Annotated in this window: 19 protein-coding genes; 9 read left to right on the top strand and 10 right to left on the bottom strand. The window is 68.9% G+C overall.

All coding sequences use genetic code 11. The annotated features are described in order from the left end of the window. The first annotated feature begins 25 nt into the window (after window positions 1–25). Genes U5O44_RS12510 through U5O44_RS12500 form a run of 3 tightly spaced genes read left to right on the top strand, consistent with a single transcriptional unit; the run spans window position 26 to window position 3,791 of the window. Window positions 26–784: a class II aldolase/adducin family protein gene (locus U5O44_RS12510; RefSeq protein WP_322588799.1), complete on the top strand. Its 759-nt coding sequence runs from the start codon at window positions 26–28 to the stop codon at window positions 782–784. A 35-nt stretch (window positions 785–819) separates the two neighbouring features. Beyond that, a complete protein-coding gene (locus tag U5O44_RS12505) occupies window positions 820–2,490 on the top strand; it encodes an NAD(P)/FAD-dependent oxidoreductase (protein ID WP_322588798.1) in 1,671 nt (556 codons plus the stop codon). Beyond that, on the top strand, window positions 2,487–3,791 hold the full coding sequence (locus tag U5O44_RS12500) for a glutamine synthetase family protein (protein ID WP_322588797.1): 1,305 nt from the start codon (window positions 2,487–2,489) through the stop codon (window positions 3,789–3,791). The genes U5O44_RS12505 and U5O44_RS12500 overlap by 4 nt, the downstream gene beginning before the upstream one ends. Here U5O44_RS12500 and pncB read toward each other — a convergent pair. From pncB to U5O44_RS12480, 4 genes are all read right to left on the bottom strand, one after another. Beyond that, window positions 3,775–4,983: a nicotinate phosphoribosyltransferase gene (gene pncB, locus U5O44_RS12495; protein WP_322588796.1), complete on the bottom strand. Its 1,209-nt coding sequence runs from the start codon at window positions 4,981–4,983 to the stop codon at window positions 3,775–3,777. The two genes, U5O44_RS12500 and pncB, sit on opposite strands and share 17 nt — an antisense overlap. Window position 4,984: 1 nt before the next feature. Then, the gene (locus U5O44_RS12490; protein WP_322588795.1) at window positions 4,985–5,818 is read right to left on the bottom strand and encodes a cysteine hydrolase family protein; all 834 of its coding nucleotides are present in this window, start codon (window positions 5,816–5,818) and stop codon (window positions 4,985–4,987) included. Between the two features lie 98 nt (window positions 5,819–5,916). Further along, window positions 5,917–6,438 carry a DUF3237 domain-containing protein gene (locus U5O44_RS12485; RefSeq protein ID WP_322588794.1) on the bottom strand — a complete coding sequence of 174 codons (522 nt, stop codon included), beginning with the start codon at window positions 6,436–6,438 and terminating at the stop codon, window positions 5,917–5,919. 14 nt (window positions 6,439–6,452) lie between these two features. Then, the gene (locus U5O44_RS12480) at window positions 6,453–7,397 is read right to left on the bottom strand and encodes a LysR family transcriptional regulator (RefSeq protein WP_322588793.1); all 945 of its coding nucleotides are present in this window, start codon (window positions 7,395–7,397) and stop codon (window positions 6,453–6,455) included. A gap of 136 nt (window positions 7,398–7,533) precedes the next feature. Between U5O44_RS12480 and U5O44_RS12475 the strand changes: the two genes are divergently transcribed. From U5O44_RS12475 to U5O44_RS12465, 3 genes are read left to right on the top strand one after another with little or no spacing between them, the layout of a single operon-like run. Next, window positions 7,534–8,523, top strand: a complete 990-nt coding sequence (locus U5O44_RS12475) for a Bug family tripartite tricarboxylate transporter substrate binding protein (protein ID WP_322588792.1) — start codon at window positions 7,534–7,536, stop codon at window positions 8,521–8,523. A 10-nt stretch (window positions 8,524–8,533) separates the two neighbouring features. Further along, on the top strand, window positions 8,534–9,418 hold the full coding sequence (locus U5O44_RS12470) for an alpha/beta fold hydrolase (RefSeq protein WP_322588791.1): 885 nt from the start codon (window positions 8,534–8,536) through the stop codon (window positions 9,416–9,418). Between the two features lie 42 nt (window positions 9,419–9,460). Continuing rightward, window positions 9,461–11,185 (top strand): tannase/feruloyl esterase family alpha/beta hydrolase, encoded by a 1,725-nt coding sequence (locus tag U5O44_RS12465; protein ID WP_322588790.1) that lies wholly within the window; start codon window positions 9,461–9,463, stop codon window positions 11,183–11,185. Window positions 11,186–11,213: 28 nt separating this feature from the next. Here the strand turns inward: U5O44_RS12465 and U5O44_RS12460 are convergent, their stop codons facing one another. From U5O44_RS12460 to U5O44_RS12435, 6 genes are all read right to left on the bottom strand, one after another. Beyond that, entirely contained in the window at window positions 11,214–12,419 is a 1,206-nt protein-coding gene (locus U5O44_RS12460; protein ID WP_322588789.1) for a VWA domain-containing protein, read from the bottom strand. A 4-nt stretch (window positions 12,420–12,423) separates the two neighbouring features. Continuing rightward, a complete protein-coding gene (locus U5O44_RS12455; RefSeq protein ID WP_322588788.1) occupies window positions 12,424–14,763 on the bottom strand; it encodes a DUF5682 family protein in 2,340 nt (779 codons plus the stop codon). A gap of 12 nt (window positions 14,764–14,775) precedes the next feature. Beyond that, the gene (locus U5O44_RS12450; protein ID WP_322588787.1) at window positions 14,776–15,870 is read right to left on the bottom strand and encodes an ATP-binding protein; all 1,095 of its coding nucleotides are present in this window, start codon (window positions 15,868–15,870) and stop codon (window positions 14,776–14,778) included. An 11-nt stretch (window positions 15,871–15,881) separates the two neighbouring features. Next, window positions 15,882–17,582 (bottom strand): DUF5691 domain-containing protein, encoded by a 1,701-nt coding sequence (locus U5O44_RS12445; RefSeq protein WP_322588786.1) that lies wholly within the window; start codon window positions 17,580–17,582, stop codon window positions 15,882–15,884. After that, on the bottom strand, window positions 17,579–18,997 hold the full coding sequence (locus tag U5O44_RS12440) for an SWIM zinc finger family protein (protein ID WP_322588785.1): 1,419 nt from the start codon (window positions 18,995–18,997) through the stop codon (window positions 17,579–17,581). Before U5O44_RS12440 ends, U5O44_RS12445 begins: the two co-directional genes overlap by 4 nt. An 82-nt stretch (window positions 18,998–19,079) precedes the next feature. After that, window positions 19,080–20,705 (bottom strand): hypothetical protein, encoded by a 1,626-nt coding sequence (locus U5O44_RS12435; RefSeq protein WP_322588784.1) that lies wholly within the window; start codon window positions 20,703–20,705, stop codon window positions 19,080–19,082. A 374-nt stretch (window positions 20,706–21,079) separates the two neighbouring features. Here U5O44_RS12435 and U5O44_RS12430 point away from each other — a divergent pair, with 374 nt between their 5' ends. The 3 genes from U5O44_RS12430 (at window position 21,080) to U5O44_RS12420 (ending at window position 23,500) form a co-directional block, all read left to right on the top strand. Then, window positions 21,080–21,517 carry a hypothetical protein gene (locus U5O44_RS12430; RefSeq protein ID WP_322588783.1) on the top strand — a complete coding sequence of 146 codons (438 nt, stop codon included), beginning with the start codon at window positions 21,080–21,082 and terminating at the stop codon, window positions 21,515–21,517. A gap of 195 nt (window positions 21,518–21,712) precedes the next feature. Beyond that, entirely contained in the window at window positions 21,713–22,726 is a 1,014-nt protein-coding gene (locus tag U5O44_RS12425; RefSeq protein ID WP_322586630.1) for an IS701 family transposase, read from the top strand. 240 nt (window positions 22,727–22,966) lie between these two features. Beyond that, on the top strand, window positions 22,967–23,500 hold the full coding sequence (locus U5O44_RS12420; protein WP_322588782.1) for a hypothetical protein: 534 nt from the start codon (window positions 22,967–22,969) through the stop codon (window positions 23,498–23,500). The last annotated feature ends 223 nt before the right edge of the window (window positions 23,501–23,723 follow it).

Here is a 23,723-nt window from a genome sequence, read left to right as displayed (position 1 = left end):
ACCCGCGCCCTGCGAAGGAGACCCCATGTTCCCTATCCCTTCCGTGCAAGACCAGGTCAGCCCCGAAGAGTGGCAACTGCGCTGCGACCTCGCCGCCGCCTACCGGCTGGTGGCGCTGCACGGCTGGAGCGACCTCGTCTTCACGCACATCAGCGCCCGCCTGCCCGGCCCGGGCCACCAGTTCCTGATCAACCCCTACGGCCTGATGTTCGAGGAAATCACGGCCTCGTCGCTGATCCGCATCGACCAGGCCGGCAACAAGCTGCAGGACAGCCCCTTCCCGATCAACCCGGCCGGCTTCACGATCCACAGCGCCGTGCATGCGGCGCGCGAGGACGCCCAATGCGTGCTGCACACCCACACGCGGGCCGGGGTCGCGGTGGCGGCGCAGCAATGCGGCGTGCTGCCGATCTCGCAGCAGAGCACCTTCGTGCTGGCCTCGCTGGCCTACCACGGCTACGAGGGCGTGGCGTTCCGCCCGGACGAGCAGCCGCGCCTGCAGGCCGACCTGGGCGACGCCAACTTCCTCTGCCTGCGCAACCACGGGCTGCTGACGGTCGGGCGCAGCGTGGCGGATGCGTTCCTGGCGATGTACGTGTTCGAAAGCGCCTGCCAGATCCAGATCGCGGCCCAGGCCGGCGGTGCGCTGACCGAGGTGCATCCCGCCATCATCGCCGGCACCGCGCACGCGATGAAGGTGCAGACTGGCGGTCTCGGCGGGGCGTTCGTGTGGCCGGCGCTGATCCGCAAGCTGGAGCGGATGGACCCGGGGTATCGGACATGAGGTGAGAGGTCTCACGGTGCGGCGACAATCTCGCCATGCTCCGAATCACCGAACTCCGCCTCCCGCTGAACCACGCCGAGGACGCCCTGCGTCCGGCCATCGTCGCCCGGCTGGGCCTGGACGAGGACGCCGACCTCGTGGCCTTCACCGTCTTCAAGCGCGCCTACGACGCGCGCAAGAAGACCGCGATCGTGCTGATCTACACCGTCGATTGCGACGTGCGCGACGAGGCGGGGCTGCTGGCGAAGTTCGAGGGCGATCCGCATGTGCGGCCGTCGCCGGACACCACCTACCGCTTCGTCGGCCATGCGCCCGCGGACTTCGCGGTGAACGGCGAGCGCCCGCGTCCCCTGGTGATCGGCTTCGGGCCGTGCGGGATCTTCGCGGCGCTGATCCTGGCGCAGATGGGGCTCAGGCCCATCGTGCTGGAGCGCGGCAAGGCGGTGCGCGAACGCACCAAGGACACCTGGGGCCTGTGGCGCCAGCGCGCGCTGAACCCGGAGTCGAACGTGCAGTTCGGCGAGGGCGGCGCCGGCACCTTCTCCGACGGCAAGCTCTGGAGCCAGATCAGCGACCCGCGCCACCTGACGCGCAAGGTGCTGACCGAGTTCGTCAAGTCCGGCGCGCCGGAGGAGATCCTCTATGTCAGCAAGCCGCACATCGGCACCTTCCGGCTCGTCGGCATGGTCGAGAAGATCCGCGCTGAGATCATCGCGCTGGGCGGCGAGGTGCGCTTCGAGCAGCGCGTGAGCGACGTGCGCATCGAGGACGGCCACATCCGCGGCGTGACGCTGGCCTCGGGCGAAGAACTCCGCGCCGACCACGTCGTGCTCGCCCTCGGCCACAGCGCGCGCGACACCTTCACGATGCTGCACGAACGTGGCGTCTACATGGAGGCCAAGCCCTTCTCGATCGGCTACCGCATCGAGCACCCACAGAGCGTCATCGACCGCGCCCGCTTCGGCCCGAACGCCGGGAATCCGATCCTCGGCGCGGCTGACTACAAGCTGGTCCACCACGCGAAAAACGGCCGCGCGGTCTACAGCTTCTGCATGTGCCCGGGCGGCACGGTGGTGGCCGCGACCTCCGAGCCAAACCGCGTCGTCACCAACGGCATGAGCCAGTATTCGCGCAACGAGCGCAACGCCAACGCCGGCATCGTCGTCGGCATCTCGCCCGAGGACTACCGCCGCGACCCCGGCGGCACCGGCCCGGTGAACCCGCTGGACGGGATGGCGTTCCAGCGCATCTGGGAGTCGCGCGCCTACGAACTCGGCGAAGGCGGCTACCAGGCGCCGGGCCAGCTCGTCGGCGACTTCATCAAGCGCCAGCGCAGCACGGCGCTGGGCAGCGTCGAGCCGTCGTACAAGCCCGGCGTGCGGATGACCGACCTGGCGCAGAAGGACCACGGCTCGCTGCCCGTCTACGCGCTCGACGCGATCCGCGAGGCGCTGCCCGCGTTTGAAAAGCAGATCAAGGGCTTCTCGATGGTCGACGCCGTGCTGACCGGCGTGGAGACGCGCACCTCGTCGCCGCTGCGCATCACGCGGGGCCGTGACTACCAGAGCCTGAACGTGCGCGGCCTGTTCCCCGCCGGCGAAGGCGCGGGCTACGCCGGCGGGATCATGTCGGCGGGCGTGGACGGCATCGAGGTGGCCGAGGCGCTCGGCGCGGACCTGCTCGGCGTGGAACGGGGGCGGCCATGAGCGCGTGGAGTCCCCTGATCCGCACGGTCGAGTGCGCCGTCGCGGACCTCACCTCGGTCGCCCGCGGCAAGGTCGTCTCCCGCGCCGACTTCGAGGCGCTGCGCGGCTGCAAGCTGCCGTCGGTGGTGCTGGGCGTGACGCTCACGGGCGGGGAGCCGGCGGCGGTGTTCGGGACGCTGCTGCCCGAGGCGTATGGCGACCTGCACCTCGAACCTGATCTGGCCACCGCCGTGCCGGTGCCGGGGCGCGAGGACCGGATGAGCGTCATCTGCGAGCCGACCGGGCTGCAGCCGGACGCCCGCCGCTTCTCGCCACGGGCGGCGCTGCGCCGGATGATCGGGCGGCTGGCGGACGCCGGGCTACGCGCCACGGTGGCGCCGGAGCTGGAGTTCTTCCTTGTCGAGCGCCACGCGGACGGGCTGCGCGCGGCCGGGGTGCCGGGCGGGTCCGGCTCGCGGGAACACGCGCTGGAGATCGCCTCGCTGGAGCGGACATCGCACTTCTCGGCCTACTTCGACGCCCTGTTCGCCGCCTGCGCGCAGCAGCGCGTGCCGGTCACGGGCCATGCACACGAATCCGCCTGCGGCCAGTACGAGGTCAACTTCGCCCACGGCGAGCCGCTGGCGATGGCCGACGCGGTGTGGCGCTTCAAGCGGCTGGCGCGCGAGACGGCGGTGCGACAGGGCTTTCTGGCGACCTTCATCGCCAAGCCCTTCCTCGACCAGCCCGGCAGCGGCATGCACTGGCACGTCAGCCTGCAGCACACCGCCAGCGGCCTCAACGCCTTCAGCGACACCGAAGGCCGTGACACCCCGGCCCTGCGCCACTTCATCGCCGGGCTGCAGCACGACGCGCCGGCGGCGCTGGCGCTGTTCGCCCCGCACGACCACAGTTTCGACCGCATCACCCGGGGCGATGCCTCACCGACCACCGCCAGCTGGGGCGGCGATGACCGGGGCGTGGCCTTTCGCATTCCACCCTCCAGCGCGGCCAACCGTCGGGTGGAGAACCGCCTGCCCGGCGGCGACGCCAATCCCTACCTGACGCTGGCGGCCACGCTCGGGCTGGGGCAGCTCGGGCTGGACTGCGCCGCCGAACCCCGGCCCGTGCCCCCGGCGCTGCCGCGCTCGCTGGGCGAGGCGCTGGACGCGCTGGAGGACAACGCCGCCCTGCGCCGCGTGCTCGGCGACGCCCTGGTGGACCTGTACGTCGGGATCAAGCGGCATGAAAGCGCCGAGCGCCAGGCGCAGGCGCAGCCACGGCAGGGGTGGGATGTCCTGCACCTCACGGAGCAGGCGTAGCCACCCCGAACACCTGCCGCAGGTACGCCAGAAACGTCTCGTCCTCGCACATCGTCTTGCCGGGGCTGTCGCTGAGCTTGGCCACTGGCTGGCCGTTGGCGCGCACCAGCTTCATCACGATGTTGAGCGGCTTCAGCCCCACGTCGTTGCTGAGCTGCGTGCCGATGCCGAAGCCGAGCTGCACGCGGTCGGCGAAGTGGCGGTAGAGCGCCAGCGCCTTGTCCACCGTCAACCCGTCGGAGAAGACCAGCCGGCGCGTGTGCGGGTCGATCTTGAGCTTGGCGTAGTGCGCCAGCGCCTTCTCGCCCCAGGCAAACGGGTCGCCCGAGTCGTGGCGCAGGCCGTCGAAGAGCTTGGCGAAGTACAGGTCGAAGTCGGCCAGGAAGGCATCCATGCCGACCACGTCGGTCAGCGCGATGCCGAGGTCGCCGCGGTACTCCTGCACCCAGTCCTCCAGCGCCGCCTTCTGGAAATCGCGCAGCCGCACGCCGAGCGCCTGGTAGGTCTGCAGGTACTCGTGCGCCATCGTGCCGATAGGGGTCAGGCCGAGGGTGCGGGCGAGGTGGACGTTGGAGGTGCCCTTCATGACGCCGGGCAGCTCGCGCTGCAGCGTGGCCGTGGCCTCGCGCTGCCAGGCGCCCGAGAAGCGCCGCCGCACGCCGAACTCGAACAGCTCGAAGGGGTGGCGCCGCGCCGGCTCGTCCGCCAGCGCGCGGATCTGGTCGATCTTCCAGGCGAGGCGGCGGCGGCCTTCGGCGTGCGCGGCGGTGGCGTCGAAGCGGCGGAAATAGAGTTCGTTGACCAGCGCCAGCACCGGGATCTCGAAGCCCATCACATGCACCTGCGGCCCGCGGGCCTCGATGTGCAGCGTGTCGCCCTCGGCCCAGGCGCGGAGGAAGGCGCGCTGGAACTGGAACAGGCGCAGGAAGTCGATGAAGTCCGACTTCATGTAGCGCAGCCCGCCAAGCCAGGCCAGCTCGTCCTCGGTGAAGCGCAGCGTGCAGAGGTGGTCGAGCGCGGCGTTGACCTCGGGCAGCAGTTCCGAGAGCGGGAAGGCGGCGTCGCCCGGATTACGGCAAACGAAGCGGTATTCGGCCTGCGTCGCCGGGTGGCGGTGCAGCAGGGTCTGCCACATCGTGAACTTGTAGAGGTCGGTTTCCAGCAGGCTGGTGATGACGGCGGGGCTGTGCATCTCAGGCTTTCATCTCGGCGATGACCTCGGCACAGGTCGCCAGCCGCAGGCCGCGCTGGCGCATGTCCGCGAAGAACGCGGCCTGCTGCGCCTCGAAACCACCGACCGGGCTGATCGCGTCGGTCAGCAGCGTGAGGCGCGACAGGCGCGCGGGCGTCGGGTCGGGCAGGTTGGCGACCAGGTGCTCGACCGTGGCGCGCACGCAGTGGCTACCCGCCTCGCCCGCGATGAGCAGCCGGCCGGGCGTGTCAAGCCGGGCGATCAGCGCGCGATTCAGGCCGGTGTCGGGGTCAGCGGGATCGGGCACCTCGGCCTGCAGCGCGCTGTAGTGCTCGGTCCACGGGTTCAGGCCCTTGAAGACGACATGGCTGGCGCGCTGGCGGCGGAGTTCCCAGTCGGCGCACGCCTCGCGCACGGCGTCGTGGAGCTGGTGGCCCCAGGTGCCGACCTCGCAGTGGACCGGCCAGACCATCAGCGTGTGGCGACCCTGGGCTTCGAGCGCATCGAGGTAGGCGAGCGTGCGCGGCAATGCAGCGGGGTTGCGCGGCTGGAACTGGCCCGCGCGCACCTGGGCGGCGGTGATCGGCGTGAACGGCCCGACCTCGGCCCCCGGCATGGCCGCCCACCAGAAGCCGGGGTGCGCGATGTCGAGGCGGTGGTGGCTGTCGAGCGTCAGCGTGATGGCGTCGAGCGCCTCGCCCGCGTCGCGCACCAGCGCGGCCACGCGGCGCAGGTCAGCGTCGGCGCCCTTCACGGGCAAAGCGGGATGAGCGGGCGCCGGCAGGTCGCAGAAGTCGTTCTGCGCGTCGATCAGGAGCAGGTGGAGCGGGGTCATGGAGCGCCTCGGGGCAACAACAAGGTGTGGACACGATACGGCACTCAGCGCCGCAAGGCAGCACGGAGGACGGTGGCCCTGCCGTCCAGGGGAGCAGCTCAGGTTTCCATCAGAAAGGCTCGGATCAGCACCGCATCGCGTGCCGGTCGCAACGGCTGCAAGGTGCCGACGAACAGTCTACGGTTCAGCCACGCATGTGGGCCCTCGGGGGCCGTGACGGTGATGCGTGACAAGGCATAGCGCGTCGGCTGGACGGACTCGTCGACGAGCACACGGTTGTCGATCGTGAGCACAGCGCCGTCATCGGTCTGCAGTTCGTAGAGTGCGTGCAGATCTTTCACGCCATCCGGCCGCAGCCACTGGCGGTCGGCCCCCCCAGGGCGCACGAGGCCAGTGAACCAGGCGTGGTCGGGGCCACCCCAGAATCGGCCGCCACGGATGGAGACGATGAAGCGCTCGCCATGAATGGACGGGCCCAGGGCTTCCCGTGCGTCGATGTCCACGACGGCAGTCCAGACCAAGCTGGCCCGGGGCGTCAGGACTGGCTGCCCAGAGGCCAGCGCTTGCAACAGGTCAACGGTCAGGTCGGGGGCGGGGACGGGGGGGCTGAGTTCTTGCATGGTGCTGTCCGGGTTCAGATCGGTCGGTCGGCGAATGTGTCCAGGTGGTGCAGCAGGCGCTGTGTGGCCTCGCTCACGCCCGTGTCGGGCAACAACCAGCCCAGCGGCGCAAACGGCAAGGTGGGGTGGGCATCGACGACGGCCAGTTGATCGGCCTCGACCAGCTGCCGCACCACGCCATAAGGCACCAGGGTCAGCAGCCGATCGCCCCGCAACATCGCCCAGGTCACCGCCGGCACCCGGGTGACCACAGGACTCGTCGGGGGGCAAGCCCCCAGCGCCTCCATGCGTTCGTCGAACGCGCGCCGCGCGGCGCTCTGCACGGGCGGCAGCAGCCAGCGCTCCCGGGCCAGGGTTTCCCAGGCCACGCGCTGTCGGCAGGCCAGCGGGTGGTGCAGACCGCACGCCACGACGAAGTCATCGTGCAGACGGGGGTGGAACGTGCTGCCGCTGGGCATGGCGACCGGCGCCCGGCACAGGGCCAGGTCCACCTGCCGCTGGGACACCAGTTCTGCACAGCGGTCCACCTCACACTCCATCACCTGGATCTGGATGTCCGGCGCGGTCTGGGCAAAAGCCGGCAGCGCCCGCACCAGCCAGCCCGAGATCGCACCCGTGATCGCGGCCAGTCGCACCACGCCTTCGCCCTGGCGCTTGACAGCGGTCAGGGCTTCGCTGGCGTCGACCATCGCGTCCAGTGCACGCCGGGCCACTGGCAGCAGCACCTCGCCCGCGTGCGTGATGCGCACGCCGCGTGCATGGCGGTCGAAAAGCGCCACCTCCACCAGCCGCTCCAGGTCGGCCAGCAGTTGCGTGGCCGCCGGCTGGCTGATGTTCAGGGCTTCGGCCGAGCGCTTCAGGTTGCCCAGCGCCGCCAGCTTGACAAAAAGCTGCAGATGCCGAAAGCGCGCACGGGCCATGAGGCGAGCCAACAGCACGGTCGCAGCGGTGGTGTTCATGGTCAGAGGGCGGCTCTAGCTATAAGCAAACAATATATCAAAGCCTGATTTTTACGCTCTTTCGAAATTCAGAGTTCGACAATCGGGCACACCGCAAGACAAGACAAGAACGATCTGGAGACTTGGAGACATGCCGATGCACTGCAATGCAAGCCCCAGGCGCCGCGTCCTGACAACGCTGTCCGCCGCCTTGCTGGCGGTCGCCTGCGTGCCAGTCGCAGCACAGGACGCTTACCCGGACAGACCCATCACGCTGATCGTGCCCAACGCGGCCGGCGGTGCCGCTGACAACCTCGCCAGGAGCATGGCTGAAGAGCTGGGCAAGCGACTGGGCCAGGCGGTGATCGTCGAGAACATCGGGGGGGCTTCTGGGGCGATTGGCGCACAGCGCGTGCTGCGCAGCGCGCCAGACGGCCACACCCTCCTGTTCGGCACCACCAGCGACATGGTGGTGACGCCCATCGCCAACCGGGCGGCCGGCTACAGCGTGCGCGACTTCACCCCGCTGGCCAAAGTGGGGGTCACGCCAATGACCATCACCGCGCGTCCGAGCCTGGGTGTGGCGAGCCTGGACGCGCTGGTGGTGCTGGCGCGCCAGAAACCCAATGGCCTGTCGGTGGGCACCACCGGCAATGCCTCGCTCCAGGCCTTTGCCACCGTGGCCCTGCAACGTGCTGCCGGCATTGACCTGCTGGGCGTGCCCTACAAAGGGGGCGCGCCGCTGCTCAACGATCTCCTGGGCGGCCAGTTGGACCTGGGCGTGATGACCTTGCCGGCGGCCCTGGCCCAGGTGCGGTCCGGCAAGCTCGTCATGCTGGGCGTGCTGTCGGACAAGCGCCAGGCGTCTGCGCCGGACCTGCCCACGGCCAACGAGTCGCAGTCGGTCAAGGGCGTGGTCGTCGAGATCTGGGCGGCATTGGCCGGTCCGCCTCAGATGCCGGGCAGTGTGGTGGACCGCATCAGCCGGGTGGTCCAGGCGATCCTGACTGACAAAGAGTTCACCGAGCGCAGGGCCAGGCTGGGCGACACCGCCGTGCCCTACCAGACACCCGCCGAGTTCGGTCACTTTCTGCTGGCGGAGGATGAGCGCTACAGGGCCCTGGCGAGCGGGCTGAAACTTGAATGAGCGAATGAGCATGGACACCACCGTCAACGGCCTGGATGGTCCGTTGCAGCGCGCCACGCTGCCCTCGGGGGTCGAGCTGCACTACCTGCAGGGCGGTGCGGGCGAGCCACTGATCTTCGTGCATGGGGTGATGGGGGACTGGCAGTCCTGGGCGCCCCAGTGGTCGGCGTTTTGCGATCGGTACCGCTGCACCACCTACAGCCGGCGCTACAACCACCCCAACCGCAACGACATGCCGTCGCCCTCGCACTCGGCCTTGATCGAGGCCGAGGATCTGGCCCAGTTCATGACCGCACTGGGCATTGCAAGGGCGGTGCTGGTGGCCAGCTCGTATGGCGCCTTCATCGCTCTGGCGCTGGCGGAGCAGCAGCCCGAGCGGGTGGCGGCCATCGTCGCGGTCGAGCCCGCCATGCTGTGCTACGCCGAATTCAGCGCCACAGGCCGGGCGGCTTTGGCGCGCTTTCGGCAATCCGTTGTGGAGCCCGCCAACGCGGCCTTTCGCCGTGGTGACGACCGGCTGGGTGCACAGCTGATGACCGGCGGCATTCATGCCGGCGGGGCGTTGGCACTGGATGACGCTGCATTGGCCAAGCGCCTGCGCAGCGCGCGCGCGATGCGCATGCTGGCCCTGTCCAGCAACGAATTTCCCCAGCTCGCTCCAGAAACATTGGCCAGTCTGACCTGCCCGGTTTTGCTGGTGTCAGGCCTCCAGACGCCCGCCATTCACGCTGAAGTGTTTGGCAACGTTCGGCGTGCCATGCCGCAAGCCCAAGTTGCAAGCATTGAAGGTGCGGGCCATCCGGTGCCACGCGACCAGCCAGAGCGCTTCAACGCTACCGCGCTGGCCTTTCTCGATACCGCTCGTATGGGCCAGTCCACCGGTCGGACGGCTTGAGCTTTCTTCACCCACCACAACCACGACAACGGAGACAAAAACATGATCTTTCGACCCTACCTTCTCACTGCGCTGGCAGCCAGCACGACGCTGATGGCCTGTGGCGGCAGCGATGAACAACCCCTACCCCTGCCGCAGCTCACGGCCGCGCAAGCTGCCACCCTGTCCAGCTGCACCGCCCTGAGCGGCTTCTCGTTTGCCGGCACCACCGTCACGGCCGCCAGCACGGTGGCTTCGGGCACCTTGAACAATGCGGGCCAGCCCGTGGGCGAGCACTGCCTGGTGGTCGGTCGCATGAACGATCGTGTCAGCACGGTCGATGGCCAGACCTACGCCATCGGCTTCCAGATGCGCCTGCCGCGCGACTGGAACGGCCGCTTCCTGCACCAGGGCAACGGCGGCACCGACGGTACTGTGGCGGTGGCCGATGGTGGCGGCTCCCTCGGCAGCGGCGGGCTGCTGCGCAACGGCCTGCAAATGGGTTTTGCAGTCCTCAGTTCTGACGCGGGGCACAGCGGCGCGCAGAACCCGCTGTTTGGCATTGACCCGCAAGCTCGGCTGGACTACGGCTACCAGGCGGTGCGCAGCTTGACCCCGATGGCCAAGGCCTTGATCCTCGCTGCCTACAACAAGGGCCCCGACCGTTCCTACTTCGCTGGCAGCTCCAATGGCGGCCGTCATGCCATGGTGGCAGCGGCCCGCCTGCCTGCTGACTACGACGGCTTCTTGGCCAACTCGCCCGGCTTCAACCTGCCCAAGGCTGCGGTTGCTCAACTGTGGGGTGCGCAGCAGTGGAACAAGGTGGTCACCTCCACCGGCACAGCACCCCTCTACGATCTGGAATCGGCCTTCACACAGACCGAACGCCGGCTGGTGGCCAACGCTATTTTGGGAAAATGCGACGCGCTGGACGGCGTTGCCGACGGATTGGTACAAGACGCCGACGCCTGCCGCACGGCTTTTGATCTGGCGCGCGATGTGCCCACCTGCAGCGCTGCGCGCGATGGCACCACCTGCCTGAGCGCCGCGCAGAAGACTGTCGTGGCCGATGTCTTTGCTGGCGCCAAGAACAGCGCTGGTACAGCGCTCTATGCCCGTTGGGCCTACGACCCCGGCCTTTCGGCCACCGGCTGGGCCGACTGGAAGTTCCGCAACTCGGTGCGCGGCGGGCGCGACCCGGTGGCGGTGGCGCACATCTTCTCGGTGCCGCCGGTCACCACCGCCTTGAGCAACACGCTGAGCTATGCGCTGAGCTTCAACATGGACACCGACGCGCCCAATATCTTCGCCACCAACAGTGTGCATACCGAAAGCGCCATGTCACTGATGACGCCCCCCGACCCTGCCAACCTGGACACGATGCGCTTGCGCGGCGGCAAGATGTTGGTCATTCACGGATCGGCTGACGGTGTGTTTTCGGTGGATGACACCGCAGCCTGGTACGACGCGCTGGACCAGCGGCTGGCCGGTCGCGCTGCAGACGCGGTGCGCTTCTTCCGCGTGCCGGGCATGGGCCACTCACGGGGTGGGCCGGCAACTGACCAATACGACGCCTTGACGGCGCTGGTGGACTGGGTGGAACGCGGTGCGGCCCCCGATCGCATCGTGGCTGGGGCCCGCGGCACCGGCAATGCCGGCGGTGTCAACGCCGACGTGCCGTCCACCTGGTCCGCCAACCGCACGCGCCCGCTGTGCCCATATCCGATGGTGGCCCGCTACAAGAGCGGTGATTCGGAACTGGCGGCCAGCTTCGCCTGCGAGCGCTGAACGACGGGAGTGTGTTGAAGGCGCCGCTTCACGTGGCTGGAGACAACCCGGTGACGGCCCGGCTCGCCACCAGCCCCTGCTGCGCCGCCCACCCCGCCACATCCTCGCGCCGGATCGCCGCAGCCATCAGCCCCGGAAACGCATCCGGCGTACACGCGAACGACGGCACGCCCAGCCCCGCGAGCTTGGCCGCCAGCGCGTGGTCGTAGCTCGGCGCGCCTTCGTCGCTCAGCGCCAGCAGCGCCACGCACTGCACGCCCGCCTCGACCATCTCGGCTGCGCGCTGCAGCAGCCGCTGCTCCACCCCGCCTTCGATCAGGTCCGAGATCAGCACGAAGATGGTGTTGCGCGGGTCGCGGATCTGGCTCTGGCAGTAGGCGACGGCGCGGCCGATGTCGGTGCCGCCGCCGAGCTGCACGCCGAACAGCAGCTCCACCGGGTCGTCCAGTTGATCGCTCAGGTCGACCACCTCGGTGTCGAACACCACCAGCCGCGTCGCCACCGCCGGCAGCGACGCCAGCACCGCGCCGAAGATGCTCGAATAGACGACGCTGGCCGCCATCGAGCCGCTCTGGTCGATGCACAGGATGATCTCGCGCTGCGGGCGGCGCGACTTGCGGCCGTGGCCGATCAGCGTCTCGGGGACGATGGTGCGCAGCTCGGGCTGCCAGTGGCGCAGGTTGGCGCGGATGGTGCGGTGCCAGTCGATCTCGCTGTGGCGAGGGCGGCGGTTGCGCACACTGCGGTCGATCGCGCCGGTCACCGCCGAGCGCAGCGGCTCCTCCAGGCGCTTCATGAGCTGATCGACCACCGACTGCACCACGCGCCGCGCCGTGTCCTTGGTGCCGGCCGGGATCACGCGCGAGAGCGACACGAGGCTGGCGACAAGGTGCACGTCCGGCTGCACCGCTTCGAGCATCTCGGGCTGCAGCAGCATCTCGTTCAGGTTCAGCCGCTGCAGGGCGTCGCGCTGCATCACCTGCACCACCGAGGCCGGGAAATACTGGCGGATGTCGCCCAGCCAGCGCACCACGGTCGGCGCGCCGCGGCCCTTGCCCGCCGTGCGCTTGCCCAGTCCGCCAGGGCCGTCGGCGTCGTAGAGCGCGGCCAGCGCGCGGTCCATCTCCAGCGCAGCGCCGCTCGGACTGCCGCAGGGGTCATTGGCTTCCTCGCCGAGCACCAGGCGCCAGCGTTGCAGGCGGGTCAGCGTGGCGGGGCTCTGGTCGTCACTCATGCCATCAGTCATGCGAAATCGCCTCCCTCGGCAAGCCGAGCAGTTGGTGCAGCAGCGGCAGCGCCCGCGCTACCCGCGCCTCGTTCCAGCCCGGCCCGTCCGCCGCCGCCCCACTCGCCGCGACCTTCGGCGGCTGCGCAGCGCGTTCGCCCAGCGAGCGGCGTTCGCTGCGGCTGAACTCGGCGAAGCTGCGGCGCACCAGCGGCAGCACCTGCTGGAAATGCGCGTCACCCAGGCCCGCGAGCCAGCCGTCGATCAGCGCCCAGAGGCGCGCGTCGTGCAGCAGCACCACCGCGTTGCGGTTCAGGAAGCCTTCGAGCCACGCCGCCGCTGCGGCCGGGTCGGTGGCGCGGGACAACTGGTGCTGCAGCGCGGTGCCGGCCGCGTCGGCGCTCACCACGCCGTCGTCCAGCAACAGCCGCATCGCCACCCCGCGCAGCAGCGCCGCCGCCGAGTCAAGCGCCGCCAGCCCGGCCAGCGCGTGGCGCCACACCGCCGTCTGCTCGTCGCCCGCACGCCGGGCCACGGCGGCGTGGGCGGCCAGCAGCGGGGCGCGCAGCGCGTGCGCCGCCTCGTCGTCCAGCGCCGCACAGGCCAGCGGCAGGCCGATCGCTGCCCGGCCGATCAGGTGGTCAAGCACCACGCCGACCTGCGCCGTGTCGGTGCCGCGCACATCGCCGTAGCGGAAGACGTGCGCCAGCGGCGGCAGCGTCTGCAGCAGTTGCGCCGTGTCGCCGGTGACGGCTGCGAGCCGGTCCAGCGCCTGCGTCACCGCCTGCACCGCGCCCGGCAGGTCGGCGCGCAGCACGTCATCGACCAGCGCGGCCAGCACCGGCAGCACGGTTTCCTGCGCCACGCGGTCGGCGATGCGGCTGCTCGCGGCAGCCTCGACCGTCGTGCCCCAGCGGCTCGCCTCGATCAGCGTGATGGCGAACTCGGGCGCCCATTGCAGCCGCCACGTCTCGTGGAAACTGCCGCGCGCGCCACGGCTGCCCTGGTCCGGCACGCCCCAGTCCAGGCCGAGCAGCCGCAGCCGGAGCAGCAGCCGGCTGCGCTCCAGGTCGTTCGGCTGGCGCAGGTCAAGGTCCAGCACCCGCTGCGCCACCTCGGCCTTCAGACGCAGGCGCTTCTGCTGCGCCTCGACATCGCGCTGCAGCGGCACGATCGGCACCTCGGCCGGCACCGTGCCGAGCGCATCACCAACGTGCAGCGCCGGCCCGATCAGGCCGAGCACCGCGTCATCGCCCTGCCCGATGACGCTGCGCACGGCCTCGTCCAGATCGGCCAGCCCCGGCGTGGCGTGGCCGCGCAGCGTGGCGAGCGTGTCGGCGAGCCGGATCGCCTCGATGACGTGGGCGCTGGAGCAGTCGATCTCATGGGCGCGCAGCAGCGTGGCGACCTTGGCGAGCCAGCCGGCGGCGCGCGGGTGGGAGGCCGGGTCGTGCTGGCCGTGCTGCCAGAGGAAGTCGTACCAGCCCGGCGAGACGACGCCCGCGCCGTAGCCCGCGCGGGTCAGGTGCCGGTGCGACCACGGCACCCAGGTCGCCTGCACCTTGAGCTTGGGCAGGCCCTTGAGCCGCGCCGCGTCGGCCTTGGCGCTTGACACACCGTCCTGCAGCGCCGGCACGTGCCACGCGCCGCAGACGACGGCGATGCGCGCAAAGCCTTCCTTGCGCGCCGCGCGCAGGCACTGGCGCATGTGGGCCTCGCGCTGCGCCTCGCGGTCGTCGGGCGGCGGCGCGTCGCGGCGCATCTCGGTCATCGCCTCGGCGATGGCGGTGAAGATGTCCGCGTCGTGGCCGCGCTCCTCGACCCAGCGGTTCCACCAGCTCTCGCCGTCCGGGTGGCCATCGGCGCGGGCGAAGTCGTCGAAGGGGTCGCCGTGACCCTGAAGCCCCCCCTCCCGACCGCCCCCCGCTGGGGGGAGGAGATCAGAGCACAGCCCAGAACGCAAAGCGGATGCCTGACGATCCGGTCTTGCCCCCTCCCCCAGCGGGGGAGGGTTGGGGTGGGGGTCCGCATCCAGCGCCAGCGCATGCGCCCGCGGCAGGTCGATGAACCGCGCCGTGACCCCGCGCCCGACCGCCCACTGCAGCGCCTGCCACTCCGGCGAGAAGCGCGCAAACGGGTAGAACACCGCCCGCTGCGGCACATCGAGCGCATGGACCAGCAGCGCCACCGGCGGCACCAGCGCAGCGTCGGCGAGGTGGTGCAGCAGCGACTCGGCCTCGGGCGGGCCTTCGACCAGCAGCGCGTCGGGCTGCCAGTCGTCGAGCGCCCGGCGCAGGCTGCGGGCACAGCCGGGGCCGTGGTGGCGGATGCCAAAAAAGCGCGTCTCCGTCATGGCGGCTGCGGCTCAGCCGTGGTCGCGGAAGGCGCGGTACAGGTCTTTCCAGTCGCTGCGCTCCTTCACGACCGTCTCCAGGTATTCCTTCCACACCACCAAGTCCTGCACCGGATCCTTGATGACCGCGCCGAGCAGCCCGGACGCCAGATCCGGCGCGCCGACCACGCCGTCGCCGAAATGCCCGGCTAGCGCCATGCCGTTGCTGACGACCGAGATCGCCTCTGCCGTGGACAGCGTGCCGCTCGGGCTTTTCAGCCGGGTCTTGCCGTCCTCGGTCTGGCCATTGCGCAGCTCGCGGAAAATCTGCACCACGCGCTTGACCTCGCGCAGCGCGGGCGGCTCGGCGGGCAGGTCCAGCGCGCGGCCCATCTCGGCGACGCGCTTGACGACGATCGACAGCTCCTCGGCCTCGCTCGACGGCACGGGCAGGATCACCGTGTTGAAACGCCGCTTCAGCGCGCTCGACAGCTCGTTGACGCCCTTGTCGCGGTTGTTCGCGGTGGCGATGACGCTGAAGCCGCGCACCGCCTGCACCTCGCTGCCCAGTTCCGGCACCGGCAGCGTCTTCTCGGACAGCACGGTGATCAGCGAGTCCTGCACATCGGCGGGGATGCGTGTCAGCTCCTCGATGCGGGCGATGCGGCCGGTGCGCATCGCGTTCATCAGCGGGCTGGGGACCAGCGCCTTCTCGGACGGGCCGTGCGCGAGCAGCTCGGCGTAGTTCCAGCCGTAGCGCAACTGCTCCTCGCCGGTGCCGGCGGTGCCCTGGATCAGCAGGGTCGAGTCGTTGCTGATGGCGGCGGCCAGGTGTTCCGAGACCCACGATTTCGCGGTGCCCGGCACGCCGAACAGCAGCAGGCCGCGGTCGGTGGCAAGCGTGGCCACAGCGATCTCCATCAGCCGGCGCGCGCCGATGTACTTCGGGCTGACCTCGAAGCCGTTGTCGAGCCGCCCGCCCAGCAGGTAGGTCACCACCGCCCACGGCGACAGTTCCCAGTGGTCGGGGCGCTGGCGGCGATCGGTGCGGCGCAGTTCGTGGAGTTCCTCGGCGTACTGGTGCTCGGCATGGCGGCGCAGGACGGCGGTTGAAGTGGTGTCGGTCATGTTGGGCGGGTTCAGCGGGAATCGGTTGAAGAGGAAACCGCCGCCACGGGCAGCGCATGAAAGGCGCGGCGCAATGCCACCGCCTGCTGCAGCCGGTCATGCAGCGTGACGATGCGGGCGTGCAGCCAGACGTGGGTGTCGGCGGGGAGCGGCGCGGGTGCGGGCAGTGCCTCGATCGGGTCCAGGCAGGCCATCGGCAGCCAGCCGACCAGCGCCGGTGCCACGTCGAGCCAGGCGGCCGTGCGGCGTTCGTCGGGTGTCCGGCCGCTGAACAGCGCCGACAGCTCGCGCACCATCGCCGCCGACAGCGCGGCGGCCAGCGTCGGGTCCAACGGGGCGGCGCGTTCGGGGCGGCCGTCGATCAGCGGCTGGGCGCAGGTCTGCACCACCTCGGTGGCGACCTCGACGCACGCCTCGCCCAGCCGATCGCGCCACAACGACGTGCGCGCGGCCAGCGGCAGGTGGCTGCGCAGCGCGGTGACCTCGTGCGCGGGCCAGCCCGGCGCTTCGCGGCAGGCCAGCAGCGCCAGCAGCCAGCGCACATCGACCGCGCCTGTCTGCGCGTCCGGCTCGCCGGCCACGCCCGCCGATCCGGCCGTGGCCAGCACCGCCTCGCGCCAGCCGCGCAGCAGCGCGTCCTTCCAGTCCGTGCCACGCGCCCAGTCGATCAGCTCGGCTGGCGCCATTCCGGTATGCGCTGTCCAGAAGGCCGGCACCGTCAGCCGTGCCAGTTGGTACAGCCACCAGCCGCGCTCGCCCAGGCCGTCGTGGCGCGGGCGCTGCAGGTCGAGCGCGCGGGTTTTCCACGCCGGGTCTTCGGCGGCGGGCGGCTCGATGTGCCAGCGCTTCTTCAACCCGAGCCACGCCGACTCGACCCGCAGCAGCGCCGACCACTGCCCCGCCAGCCACGCCGACTGCTCGCTGTCGGGCAGCCGCACCAGCAGCATCGCCGCCAGCGTGCGCACCTCGCCGCCCCGGTCGCGCAACAGCTTCACCAGCAGCGGCTCGTCCGCCGCCGACAGCCCGACCGCCAGCGCCTCGACCAGCTCGGTGCGCTCGCGGGCGGCCAGCGACGGCAGCTCGGCGCTCAGGCGCTCGCGGGCGGCGTCGGGGTCGCGGCGGCGTTCGGCTTGCAGGAACGCGAGCCGGGCGGCACCGCTGCCGTGCGCCCAGTCGTCCTCGGTCGGCGTGGCGGGCCGCTCGACGATCGAGCGCCAGCGCGGCTGCTGCTGCACCAGCCAGCGCCCGCGCTCGCCCATCACCGCGCCCACCGCCGGCCGCAGCACCGGCAGCCGCAACGCCAGCGCCAGCATCGGCGGCAACAACGTCGCCGGCAGCCGCCAGCCGCGCTGCGCGACCTGCGACAGCGCCTCAACGCGCAGGCTGTCGGGCACGTCCTCGCCGAGCAGGCGCTGCAGCAGCGCCTGGTGCGGCTCGGCGGACAAGGCGGGGCGGGTCTCCGGCCGGGCGGGTTCAGGCGCTTCGGGCAGGGTGTCCACCGCCGCCAGCCCACCGCCGACCCGCTGCGCCACCGCCAGCACCCCGGCGGCGCGCAGCAGCACCGTAGCGTCGTCCTCCGGCGCCGTGGCCAGCGCCTGCATCAACCCGGTCAGCGGCGCGGGCACCTCACGCAGCAGCGCCCGCAGCCCCGGCGAGCGCTCCGTGCCCACCAGCGCGATCGGCAACAGCCGGTCCATCATCGGCCCCGTCATCGTGTCGCTCCTTCGGTGCGGCCGATCTGCCACCGCCCCTCGTCGCTGCGCAGCGTCAGCAGCCGCAGCGTCCGGCCGTCCCACTCGCCGTTCAGATCGACCCGACCGCCGCCCGCCAGCGCCAGCAGCGTCGGCACCTGCTCCGTCGGCACGTTCAGCGGCAGCGCGTGGGGGTCGCCACACGCCCAGACAGCGTCGTCCACCACCCGGATCGTCGCCCCCGCCAGCCGCAGCGGCCACAGCGGCAGCCACGCATGGGCGGCCATCGCGGCGGCGGCGCGGTCGAGTTCATCGTCCCAGCCCGCAGCCAACCGTTCCTCGCCCTCGACCGCCTCCTCATCGGCTTCCGGCACCGCCTCGCGCTGCACCGACAAGGCCCGCAGCGGCGCCACCGACGGAAAGAACACCAGCCGCCCGGCCCGCGCCTGCCCGGTGATCCAGCTCGTCTCGAAGCCCGCCGTGCCGTGGCTGAAATCGAGCAGCAATGCCCGCCGCCCGCTGCGCCGCCCCGACAGCCAGACCCGGCGCTCGACCAGCCGCTGCTCGCGCTCCTCGACGATCTGGCCGTCCACGCGCCAGACATCGTCCACCGCCTCGCCACGCGCCAGCACCTCGTCGCGCTCCAGCGGCCAGCCCAGCGTGGCCCGCACATCCGCCAGCACGCCCGCGTCCAGCGCCGCCCGCCGCTGCACCGCCTCGATCAGCAGTTGCAGCCGCCCGAGCCGGGCCAGCCGCGCGGCGTTGTCGGACTCGGCGCCCGCCGCGGTCAACCAGCCGGCCAGCGCCCCCGCCTGCGCATCGACCATGCGCGCGGCCATCGTCTGCCATTCGCCCGCGCCCTCGCGGGTCTGCACCGCCAGGCCGCGCTGCACCCGGTCGGCGAGCCAGCGCGCCAGTTCCTCCAGGCCCGCCTCGATGCGCTGCCACCGCTTGTCCTGGCGGGCCGTGGTGGTGTCGGGCGTCGGCGGGGCGGCCGGGTCGGCACCGTTGGCGGTGGCTGTGGCGGTCACCCCCGCCGCCGCCTGCGGTGGCTGTGGCCGCGGCTGCTGCTTCTGTTCCTGCTTTTCGGCCCGCTCGCGCCGCCCTTCCAGCCAGGCGCGCACCCACTCGGGCGGCTCGGCGGGCGTGGTGAAGCGGCTGGTGTCCTGCGCGCGCAGCAGCAGCAACGCCAGCCCATGCTTGCAAGGGAATTTCCGGCTCGGGCACGAGCACTTGAACACCGGGCCGCTCAGATCGACCTGTGTCTGATACGGCTTGGACCCGCTGCCCTGGCACTCGCCCCAGGCGGCCGCCGCGTCGTGACCCAAGGTCGGCCATGTCGCCGGGGCCAGCAGGCCACGGGCCGCCTTCGCTGAAGCGGCGTCCGGCGCCAGGGCCAGCACCGCCTCCGTCGTGAGCACTGTCGCGGTGGTCAATCGAACTCCCGGGGTCTGAAGTGCCGGGAAGTCTATCGACGCCCTGCCGGTCAGCGAGGGCGCCGCGCGTGAACAACGTCGCTCAAACGCAGCCGATGGCGGCCGTTGCTGCCTCGATCAGCGCCGAACCGGCCTGTGGCAACACGCGACCGTCGCGTACCAGCGCCTGCACGTGACGCGAGAACACCTCCAGCGGCACGCGAGCCAGCTCGCTCGCGCGCGGCAACTGCAGCATCCGCCGCGCCGCCTGCAGCTCTGCCCATAAGGTCTGCGCAGGCCGCGGGCCGAGCATGCCGGCCGTCTGCAGCGCCCCGACCTGCGCGATCAGCGCCTCCACGCGCTCGGCCGCCGTGAACACGGGCGCGCTGCCCGAGTGCGTCACCGGGCCGCCCCAGGCCCACGCCTGCGGGCCGATACCCAGGCACACCGTCGGCGCCTCGGCGCGCGCCACCGTGCCCGAGTAGTAGTCGTGGGTGAAGCCGGCCGCGTTGCTGTAGATCGAGTTCGGGATCGGCTGGTCGAGCGTTTCGTCGAACCAGGTGTACTGCTGCCCCGTCTTGCAGTTCACATACCGCGAGGCCATCGTGACGGGCGGCACGGTCGGCTGTGGCGTGAGCTGCAGCGTCTCGAAATAGCTCAGGATCGACCAGCCCCAGTGCAGCTTGTACACATTGCGGTTGCCGTTGGGGCCGGCGTACGGCAGCGTGATGGTCGTGTAGGTCTGGCGTGTGCCGCGGTACTGCATGCCGCCAAAGCTGGAACCCAGCCAGAGCGACTCGCCCGTGGCGACATCGCGCACCCGCGGCTCCCAGAGCACGATGACCGAATCAAAACCGGGCTCCGCATCCGCCTGCGCATCCGGCCACCACCGCATGTCACCGTCCGACGGCAGCGTCTGCAGGGGCCGACTGGCCGTGCGCACCGTCAGCGTGGGCAGCATGTTGCCGCTGGTCAGCGCCGGGATGTCCTGCTCGACGAACAGGCGCGCATGCGCGATGGCCTGTTGCACCTCGGTCGGCGAGGCCTGCCCTTGCACATGCCGCGTCGTGCCATCGGTCTGCGTGATGACCGCATCCGTCTGCGGATAGACCAGCACCAGGATCTTCCAGCGCGGATGCGGCGTCTGCGCCACCCGCGGCACCAGCGTCAGGTCGTCGTACCAGGCCGTGCCGGTGGCCAGCCCGCCCCAGAAACCCAGACGCGTCGAAACCAGCAGCGGGCTGGTGTCGGTGATGAAACTCATGCCGACCGGGTGCCACGGCGTCGTGCCCAGCGTGGGGGCGGTCTGGTCCCAGCGGCCGAGCACGGAGACAGTGGCGCCGGGGCTGGTGGGCTGGTCCGGGCGCTGGAGGTTGTCGGACTTGATCCAGCCGCCGAGGAACAGCGGCGTGTTGACGGGCACCGCCACGCGCTGCAGCCAGTGGCTGTCTTCGGGGCGCGTGGCGTCGATGCGCACGCTGCGCCCGCCGCTGTGCGCGACCGTGGTGTCCCAGGTGCCGAGCGCGCCGCTGTAGGCGGATTGGAACGTCCAGCCGGGTGGGCTGCCGCCCGGTGAGGTTCGGCCGTTCTCGAAGCCGGGGTTGGCGAGCAGGTTAGCAGGCGCCCGGCACAGCGGTGCGGCCAGCGCCGATCCCGCCAGGCCCAGCGCCAGCAGCGCCGTGGAGATCCGCCGCAGGGCGGGAACGGGGTGGGTGTTCGGTGTGCGCATGACAGGCTCCGGTGTGGCGGGGGTTACAGCTCCCGGCCAAAAACCATCTTGCGCAGGCGGATCTGCGGGGCACTTGATCCGAAACAAGCTGTTTCAGTAACTGGACGCAACAAGCGGGACGGTTCAGCGCAGATTCAGCGTCGGCTCGCGGGGTAGCCGGCAGGGCGAAAAGTATGCGGGGATCAAATCTTGTCCGGTTCGAGGAGGAACCAAGTTAAGCGTGAAATATTTCACGCGCGAAATCGAAATGAAAAACTATGCTCCCAAGGCTTTGAGCCGCTTTACGGGAGGGTAACGATGCGATACACAGAGAGAGATTTCAAATATGGCGTGGACTTGCGCCATTCCGGATGCAGGATTCAGCCACTCAGCCGATGAAAACACACCCTCTGCTGTCCTCTACTGTTCTGCCGCTTTTCACAGTCTTTTCGTGTAGCGGCGCTCTCGCCCAGTCGCTCACGCCGGCACAGATCAAGCAAATCGAAGAGATTGCACAGAACATTGCGAGTCAGTACAACAGCAACGCAGTTGCGATGCTGGATGACATGACAGTCTCGACGCGAGCAGTAGCCGTCGCGCGCAATGTCCGATTTGAGAATGTCCTCCGAGTGAAGAAGGGGCTACCACAGGCAAATATCAAGGAGTTCTCCGAAGAAACGCATCGCGAGATCGTCCCGAAGTCGTGCGCGGTGAACGCCATGAACCCTGCCTTCGATCGCGGCCTCACGTATACCTTCGTCTACACAAATACCTACGGAGAAAAACTCGCGGAGTTCACAGTCGACAAGACTATCTGCAGCTCGTATAAGTAAAAAAAGCGATGCAATGAACAGATCATAGGACTTACGCAAAAGAAACTTTCAAACTCAACTGAGTTTTGAGTGCCATATTCTGATCCATGGATTGATCCGGCACCCGATGTGCACTGAAATATCTTGTTTCAACTGGCTGTTCGGATTCATTAAATATGCCTACAATTGGCTTGCCTCAACTCAACAGGAGCCATGATGAAGCCGACAAGACGCGACTACTGTCAGTTTCTGATCTCCACCCAGACCAACTATACCCAAACCTACTTCGCCGACCATCACCCGCATTTCTCGCATGACGCCATCAACCGTTACCTGCAAGACGAAAACATAACGCCTGCCATCGTCTGGGAGCAGGTGGAGAAATCCATCGAACCTGATCCGAACGCTTTCTTGCTGTTCGACGACAGCGTCTCGGACAAGAACCACTCCCATGCGATCGAGCTGGTGCGGCGGCAGTACAGCGGCAATGCCCATGGCCTGATCAAGGGCATCGGTGTGGTCAACTGCTTGTACGTCAACCCCCGCAGCGGTCGCTACTGGATCATCGACTGGCGAGTGTTCGCCCCGCAGGTGGACCACAAGACCAAGCTCCAGCACGTCCAGGAGATGTTCGACGAGGCCATGACGGGCAAGAAGCTGCCATTCCGCGTGGTGCTGATGGACTCCTGGTACGCCACCAAGGAGCTGATGGTGCACATCCATCGTGCGGGCAAGATCTTCTACTGCCCGCTCAAGAGCAATCGCCTGGTCGATGACAGTCAGGCGCAGGCGCCCTATCAGGCCGTCAGTGAGTTGCAGTGGAGCGACCAAGGCGCCGCGCACGGCAAGCTCGTCAAGGTGAACAAGTTTCCAGGCAGCCTCAAGGTCAAGCTGTTTCGGGTGGCGACGGGAAACGGTCGCACGGAATGGGTGGTGACCAATGATCTGGAACAGACTTCGGTGGACGACACGCGAGAGATCTGCGCGATCAGGTGGAAGATCGAGCAGTATCACCGGGAGGTCAAGCAGGTGCTGGGCATGGAGAAATGCCAGTGTCGATCTGCCAGGGCGCAGAGGAATCACATTGCCTGTGTCATCTTGGCGTGGAACCATCTGTCCGCGCTGGCCAGAGACATGAGGACGAATATCTACAGCATCAAGAAGGCGATGATGTCGAATTACATGCGGCAGGAAATAGCTCGACCGTCAGTGCCGATGGCGTACATTTGAGATGGCTACAAAAGTCCAAGCTCTGTGCTAACTGAGTTCAACTTGCGTAAGTCCTAAGATCAGCAAAACTTCGCCTGTTTGGATCAGCCGTAATCTTGTTTAATCTCCGGCTCTCGTCCAGTACAACCTAGAGGTTGTCCCGGCACCACGCGCTTTGGCGATTTGATCCGCAGCGCGTCATGGCTCCGCCATTGTTCTATCCACCATCACTTTTCACCCGCGCTACAAAGGGAGGTTCCAATGCGCAAAATTCATTCGTTCTTCATTGCCATCGCACTTTGCACGACAGCGCTGGCGCATGCCGGTACGCAGGTACTTGGTTTCGAGATCGGCGTCACAACAGTCGAACAACTCAGGGAAAATCTATCGAAGAAAACACAGCTTGAGCCGTCCGGCACGAACAAGTATTCCGGCGGAGAAATGTTGAAGACGGATGGCGCGGCCTATGATATTGAAGGTCTCACCAGCGTCTTGTATGTTTTTGATGACCAGAAAAAACTCGCTGGCGTGTTCATGGACATGGGAAAACATCGATTCGATACAATCTTCCAGTTCCTGAGCAAGAAGTACAAAGTATCTGCGCAACAGCGCCCGTTTGTCGGCGATCAGTTCGCAAGTTTCCGCCCGGCCGATGCCCTCATCGAAATGGATGCTCCGCACCTAGGATTCACGATGGAAGTCCGGTATATCCGTAACGACCTCTTGCAAAAATTCAAGGCGCAAAGCAAGGCCGAGGCCGCAGCGAAGAGAAATTCAGAGGCCTCGAAGTTCTGAGTATTGCCTGATCGGGTGGGTAGCTGGAGTCAAGCCCAATACCCTCCTGCTGCGCAATGCTCATCAGCAACGCTCGCGCGAACCGCTCGACCCACACCGCCAGCGGCCGGCTGCCGATCAACGCCCCAGCTAGCGCCCGCGCCGCCGCGCTGCCCGGCGCTTCCCACAGGCTCTAGCGACGTGCCGGACGCGGACCACGAAGTTCCACTCTTCGGTGCTGATG

The organism is Sphaerotilus sp. (genome assembly GCF_034519685.1).
Classification (GTDB): domain Bacteria; phylum Pseudomonadota; class Gammaproteobacteria; order Burkholderiales; family Burkholderiaceae_C; genus Sphaerotilus.
The sequence above is the reverse complement of the archived record's forward strand: the minus strand, read 5'-3'. Positions and strand labels throughout refer to the sequence as shown.